This window comes from Legionella sp. (assembly GCF_047605385.1).
Lineage (GTDB): Bacteria > Pseudomonadota > Gammaproteobacteria > Legionellales > Legionellaceae > Legionella.
This window is the reverse complement of the sequence record NZ_JASGFU010000106.1, coordinates 1-5,661: the sequence shown is the minus strand read 5'-3', so window position 1 is coordinate 5,661 and position 5,661 is coordinate 1. Positions and strand designations below refer to the sequence as shown.

Genomic DNA, 5,661 nt, shown 5'->3' with positions numbered 1-5,661 from the left:
ATAGAACTATTTATGACGTTAACGTATCTTTTAATTCCAATGATTGTCACACCCCAAGGTCTATTTTGATCATGTGAAATTCATAAAAAATATCGATAATCAACACCAAATTTCTCAGCAATAAGCTTAGCTTTGGTTTTTCCGATAAGACGGGTTCCATTTTCCATTGAAGATAAATTAGCCTGTGTTGTACCTATTAATCTTGCGAATTCAATTTGAGTTAATCCTTCACGAATGCGGATCCCTTTCAATAAAGCACCAGCCTTACCGTGACTATCTGTCAAATCTTTAAAAGCTTCATCTGCTGCAATAACCTCTGAATTTGTGTGATGCAATAATCCTTCAAATTCATCCTGCAGTTCTTTAATAAAAGATAAATCGTCTATATCAAAAGTTTTTAAGTAGATTTTTTTGAATACAGAAAAATCCTCTTTAATTTTAGCTTTTATAGCATCTTTTTCAGTAAGGTGCATTTTCGTGTGTTCCAACATAATATACCTCTATTATTTGAAGATCTTCAAAAACTTTCCAACAACACACATAGGTTGGATTTCCTTTTTGAAGATGACAATGACGCCAATCATCATTTTTTCTTTGGCCTTTCAATCCCTTAAACTTTTTATAGTTAGGCCACTGGCTTCCTGGATTTCCACCCTTATTTTTTAAGTCCTCTGTCAATAAGAGCAAAACAAACTGCAGATCTTCAGGTAGTTTATTTTTTTGTTTAAGGGCTTTAGTGCTCAGACAAACGTCCCATTTCATATTAGTATATCTCTAATTTTGAAATATTTCAATTAACGAAATATATTATTCTCGATCTTGCAAACGATATATCGTTGCCTTATGTACATTAAATGTTTTCGCTATTTCACTTACTGATTTGTTCTCTTCTAATAATCGCTTCGCTAATAATTTTTGCTCTTCATTCATTTTCTTAGGTCTACCAAATCGTATTCCACGTTGTTTAGCAGCAAAACGTCCAGCAGAGGTGCGCTCACGGATTAGATCGCGCTCAAACTCAGCAATACCCGCAAATACAGTCATGATCATTTTTCCTGCATGAGAAGTCGTATCGGCCCAAGGCTCAGAAAGTGAGCAAAATGAAGCATCGGCTGATCGAATTCTCTCAACTAATTCCAATAGATGATGTGTAGAGCGAGCTAGTCTATCCAATTTCCAAACAACCACAACATCACCCTGACGAAGTTGATCCATTAAACGTTGTAATTCAGGACGGTCTTTTTTTGCTCCAGAAATTTTTTCTTGAAAAATACGACTGCATCCAGCTTCTTTTAAAGCGGCTAATTGCAACTCTAAATTTTGATCAGTGGTCGAAACTCGAGCATACCCAATTTTCATATTTAGACTCCCAAAATTTGTTGCAAATTATATCGCAAAACAATAGATTTTTGCGACATATATGATCCAGTGAATATGGTCATTAAAAGAATATAAGCGAAGATAAATTTGTCTTAGGTATTTATGACCACAATATTTTAATCGGTATTTTGGATATAATTCGCGATTATCCTAAAAAAGACATCTGGACAATTGGTTATTTGTTGATTCATCCAAATTATCGTAATCAAAGTATTGGTTCTCGCTTAATTAAAGACCTTCAGCATTCTCTCCAGAAAACTACATTAAGATGTATTGTGCAAGAACAAAATGTGAAGGCTTTAAATTTTTGGAAAGAGAATGAATTCACGATTGTAAATCAAATAGAAGAAAAATTAGGCTAAATAATTAATACCATTTATATCTTAGAAAGCAGAGAAATTTGATTGAGATAGTGAATGGCATAAAATTACGCAGAAAATGGTCCTTTTCGTCAGGATCCCGGCCGAACCTCCATATTTATTAATACGCTTACTTATCGCTTCATTTATTGTGCTTGATTGACCAAGATACTTCAATTCCATATAGATATTAAAATTTTTATTTTTCCATAGAAAATCAATATCCCCTGTACAACCTTGCTTGACCGCACAATCTAAAATAATTTGTTTTTGAAGGAATCGATACGCAACATTTATTTCAAAAACGCGACCTCTAAAATCGCCAGCATTACTGGCACAAGTGAACTGCTTTAAAAGCTTTTCCTTATAGTGTTCCTTTTTTAAAAGTAGATTAATTTTCTTTAATAGTCGATGTCCTTTTTCTTGGGCTATTTTTTGGCCGCCACACTTTGCTATTAATTTTTTTAACTCATTAAGTTTCATATTCCGTTACCTAAAATATTTTTCCCAAAAGACAAACTCTTGTTATTTAGTCTAGCTAATTTTGAATCACTATGAATTACATCCTATAATACACAAAAGAGGATGTCCTCAGTATCCATAAGGGTTATCAGCGATGCAAATTTTTAGGTTTTGCAAATACACCCTTATTTATATAAAATAGTGATAAATAGGGGTGTATTATAGGAAAAACATGGCACGCGAAGGCAAAGCAAAGGTGTTAACGGAAAATGAGTTTAAATTGCTCATTCTAGTTGCTAAAGAGGGAAAATTAGGTATTCGCAATATGGCGATGATTTATTGCTCCTTCGGATTGGGATTACGTGCTAAAGAAATGGCCTCCCTTACCATTGGCGATGTGGCCAATGCTCAATACCAAGTGCTCGATGAAATCAGCTTAAAGCGCACGATGACCAAAGGCGACAAACAACGCCATGTTTATCTGACTCATAAAAAAATTCGAGAAATCCTGCAAGCCCATTTAAATACATTAAAAGGGGTGCCCTTTACTAAATCTCTATTTCAAACGCAACGAAAAAGTCGGTTCACGGCGAATACGTTGCAAAAATGGTTTCGAGCAATGTATGATAAAGCAGGGTTGGTTGGCGCAAGCTCTCATTCGGGACGACGCACTTTTATTACCCGCCTTATTGAACAGGGCGCGGACATTAAAGCGGTATCTCGCCTGGCAGGACATGCCAATATAGTCACTACCGCCATTTATGTAGAAGACAACCCAGAGCGCTTAAAGCGGATCTCCTCATTAGCATTATTTTAATGATGCCTTGGTTCCTTCATCCTCGTTTATTTCATCTTCTTAACTTGAATAGAAAAGAATGCTACCACGAGCTGCGTTTTGAAAAAGACTCACGCTATTATGTGATTCGCCTGAGTAAGGATTTATTAGACGACTGGGTGCTAACCCTGATTAATGGCCGCATCAAATCAAAACTTGGGCAGATAAGGACATTAGTCTTTTATCGGGGTCATTTAAAAATAAAGATGGCTTATTAACATGAATAATAGTACTATGGCCCGAGCTAGAAAAATGTCATTTTTACACTCTCCAAAGCGTCGTTTTATTCATTTAATCCCTCGTACTGTAGTTTTTAATTGCTGACCGTTTCAGCTAATTTCGCCTATTAAAGGTATTTAAATAAAAACTTAAGGATACACACTATGTCTAAAGCAGTAAATGGGATTGTCAAATGGTTTAACGAAGCAAAGGGGTTTGGTTTTATAGAGCAAGAATCTGGGCCTGATGTATTTGCCCACTTTAAAGAAATTGTAAGCTCTGGTTTTAAAACCCTTACAGAAGGTCAGCGAGTGCAATTCGTTGTAACACAAGGTGCTAAAGGCCCTCAAGCACAGAGTATAACCGCGCTTTAAATTAAAAATGTTTTATTGGCTTTTGTACTACTCTTTCTCAAAGAGACTTGGTAGTACAAAGCGCAATAAAATGTATCAGATAATGATCACATAAAAAAATATCGCGAAGAAATGGCAAATACTTCCTGATAAGACGAATAAGTGCCACAGCACGTGACTAAATCTCAACCGCTCCCAAATGTAGAAAATGACACCAACGGTATAGAATAAACCTCCTGCTACGATATAGGTCAAGCCACCTGGTGGCAATAATTGATAAAGAGGCTTTACAATGAGTAACGCCATCCATCCCATCAAAAGATAAATTAGTGTGGAAAGTAGGTCAAACTTATGGACAAAAAACCATTTGAATAACACTCCGACAAAAGCTAAAGACCAAATAATAGTAAATATGGTCCATCCTAAAGAGCCGTTAATCGTAACCAACACAAATGGCGTATAACTTCCCGCTATTAGTAAATAAATTGACGCATGATCCAAGATACGAAATAGATGTTTTAGTTTTGGGTTCGTCATACTGTGATAAACAGTAGAACATACATACATCAAGAGCAAAGTACATCCAAAAACAATACTTGAAAGCAATTTCAAGCTATCGTTTTGATATCCTGCAAATAAAGTTAATAAAACAAGGGCGACTAAACTTAGTAATGCTCCAAGTGCATGAGTAGAGGCATTACCGATTTCTTCAGCCCTGGTTTGTAAACTATCTGGTTTAATCCATGCCATATGAGTATTTAATAAAATAAAGCGACTATATGTGTACAGCCGCAATTTTGCCCATATAAGCATACTATTTTAATCATAGTAGGGCTATAGTTTAGCCTGGGTAAATTGAATTTTAACTTGAGGGTTATTGCATATTAGAATTTAAGAGTCAATTTTCTACGCGAAGCTGACGAAATCTATGCTGCAATAGATTAATAAATAAGCCCCTGGTAACAGGGACAAAGCATTTCTTTTACAAAATACCAGATTATTATTGCCGATCTGGGCAATAATTTGCTATAATTAACATGACGGGTAACACCTAGTTATGTGCCTGCAATGCTCCCCGCAATCGCGGGATATGAGTTGTAGGACTAAGACATAGCGGGCACCGTCTTTTTTTTACTTAAATTTGGGCTTCCATCGCACTTCTTCTATTATCTTGTCTGAGAATTTTGAATACCAACTTACATCACTTTGCGCATGCTTTCGCACAATACCATGACAAAATAAATCCACTGCTTGTAAGCCTGCATTATTGTGTGAAAGCTCATGCAAAATATTTAAAGAAACATTAATGGGTAATTTGGATTCCAAATTTGTTTTTAAAAAATAATCGAAGATTGCCCTTTCGCGTTTACCTTTACATTTATCAACGATTAGTTGCACGTGATCATTTAAAACAGAAAAATCTACTCTCTCTATAATTTCACGAGACAATAGATTATATAGTCGATGTGGTTCTAGGAATTCATTTATTTGTTTGAAGAGAGCTAACTTATCTACAATGATACTGTAAACTTCCCAATCTTGATCGGGATATTTAGACAGCTGTTTATAGAAATATTGTTTAACGCTTATTGTTGTACTCGCTCCTTTTAATTCGGAGGTTATATTTTTCGTGTTTTTCTGATTGAATTTTGAAAGCAGTGTTCTTTTGATGGCAGATTTAAATGAAAACAAAGTATTTCTGTTATAGCAAACAAGCAATGTAATGCAAAAAAAATTTGATGAATTTTTGTTATTAAAGTCAAATCCTAAATCACCCGATTCATCTAAAAAAATATACATTAACAATTCCTGACTGTGCGTCTTAATTAAGTAAGTTTCTTATACGTCATTATATCATGCAGCTAGTTATAGGGGTATTTTAAGGATGCCCACGATTAAAAATAGTTTTTAAGGCTAGAAATAACCATAGATCAATATATCTTGTTGTTTATTAGTTTCAGGTCAAGCCCTGAACGATCCCGTCATATTTTTGCACAGTCATAATTTTCCCAGTCTAAGACATAATTACTGATAGATGAAAAAGCATCTATCA

Annotated in this window: 10 protein-coding genes; 4 read left to right on the top strand and 6 right to left on the bottom strand. The window is 35.0% G+C overall.

Annotation, left to right across the window (positions count from 1 at the left end; translation table 11 throughout):
• Positions 1-80 precede the first annotated feature (80 nt).
• Genes QM652_RS13870 through QM652_RS13860 form a run of 3 tightly spaced genes read right to left on the bottom strand, consistent with a single transcriptional unit; the run spans position 81 to position 1,359 of the window.
• Positions 81-473 (bottom strand): helix-turn-helix domain-containing protein, encoded by a 393-nt coding sequence (locus tag QM652_RS13870; RefSeq protein WP_415076791.1) that lies wholly within the window; start codon positions 471-473, stop codon positions 81-83.
• Entirely contained in the window at positions 460-762 is a 303-nt protein-coding gene (locus tag QM652_RS13865; protein WP_415076789.1) for a hypothetical protein, read from the bottom strand. The genes QM652_RS13870 and QM652_RS13865 overlap by 14 nt, the downstream gene beginning before the upstream one ends.
• Before the next feature lie 45 nt (positions 763-807).
• Positions 808-1,359 (bottom strand): recombinase family protein, encoded by a 552-nt coding sequence (locus QM652_RS13860; RefSeq protein ID WP_415076787.1) that lies wholly within the window; start codon positions 1,357-1,359, stop codon positions 808-810.
• 92 nt (positions 1,360-1,451) lie between these two features.
• Between QM652_RS13860 and QM652_RS13855 the strand changes: the two genes are divergently transcribed.
• Positions 1,452-1,742: a GNAT family N-acetyltransferase gene (locus QM652_RS13855; protein WP_415076793.1), complete on the top strand. Its 291-nt coding sequence runs from the start codon at positions 1,452-1,454 to the stop codon at positions 1,740-1,742.
• 21 nt (positions 1,743-1,763) lie between these two features.
• On the opposite strand, the gene QM652_RS13850 is transcribed toward QM652_RS13855, so the two are convergent.
• Positions 1,764-2,222 carry a hypothetical protein gene (locus QM652_RS13850; RefSeq protein WP_415076785.1) on the bottom strand — a complete coding sequence of 153 codons (459 nt, stop codon included), beginning with the start codon at positions 2,220-2,222 and terminating at the stop codon, positions 1,764-1,766.
• A gap of 211 nt (positions 2,223-2,433) precedes the next feature.
• On the opposite strand from QM652_RS13850, the gene QM652_RS13845 reads away from it, so the two are divergent.
• The 3 genes from QM652_RS13845 to QM652_RS13835 all read left to right on the top strand — a co-directional run bounded on the left by QM652_RS13845 (position 2,434) and on the right by QM652_RS13835 (position 3,629).
• Positions 2,434-3,018, top strand: a complete 585-nt coding sequence (locus QM652_RS13845) for a tyrosine-type recombinase/integrase (RefSeq protein WP_415076784.1) — start codon at positions 2,434-2,436, stop codon at positions 3,016-3,018.
• Entirely contained in the window at positions 3,018-3,254 is a 237-nt protein-coding gene (locus QM652_RS13840; protein ID WP_415076783.1) for a hypothetical protein, read from the top strand. The genes QM652_RS13845 and QM652_RS13840 overlap by 1 nt, the downstream gene beginning before the upstream one ends.
• Positions 3,255-3,419: 165 nt before the next feature.
• Positions 3,420-3,629 carry a cold-shock protein gene (locus tag QM652_RS13835; protein ID WP_133136135.1) on the top strand — a complete coding sequence of 70 codons (210 nt, stop codon included), beginning with the start codon at positions 3,420-3,422 and terminating at the stop codon, positions 3,627-3,629.
• Between the two features lie 75 nt (positions 3,630-3,704).
• Here QM652_RS13835 and trhA read toward each other — a convergent pair whose 3' ends face one another.
• Together trhA and QM652_RS13825 are read right to left on the bottom strand one after the other, a co-directional pair.
• A complete protein-coding gene (trhA, locus tag QM652_RS13830) occupies positions 3,705-4,421 on the bottom strand; it encodes a PAQR family membrane homeostasis protein TrhA (RefSeq protein ID WP_415076781.1) in 717 nt (238 codons plus the stop codon).
• A gap of 318 nt (positions 4,422-4,739) precedes the next feature.
• Positions 4,740-5,408, bottom strand: coding sequence for a DUF3800 domain-containing protein (locus QM652_RS13825; protein ID WP_415076780.1), 669 nt, complete (start codon positions 5,406-5,408; stop codon positions 4,740-4,742).
• Positions 5,409-5,661 lie beyond the last annotated feature (253 nt).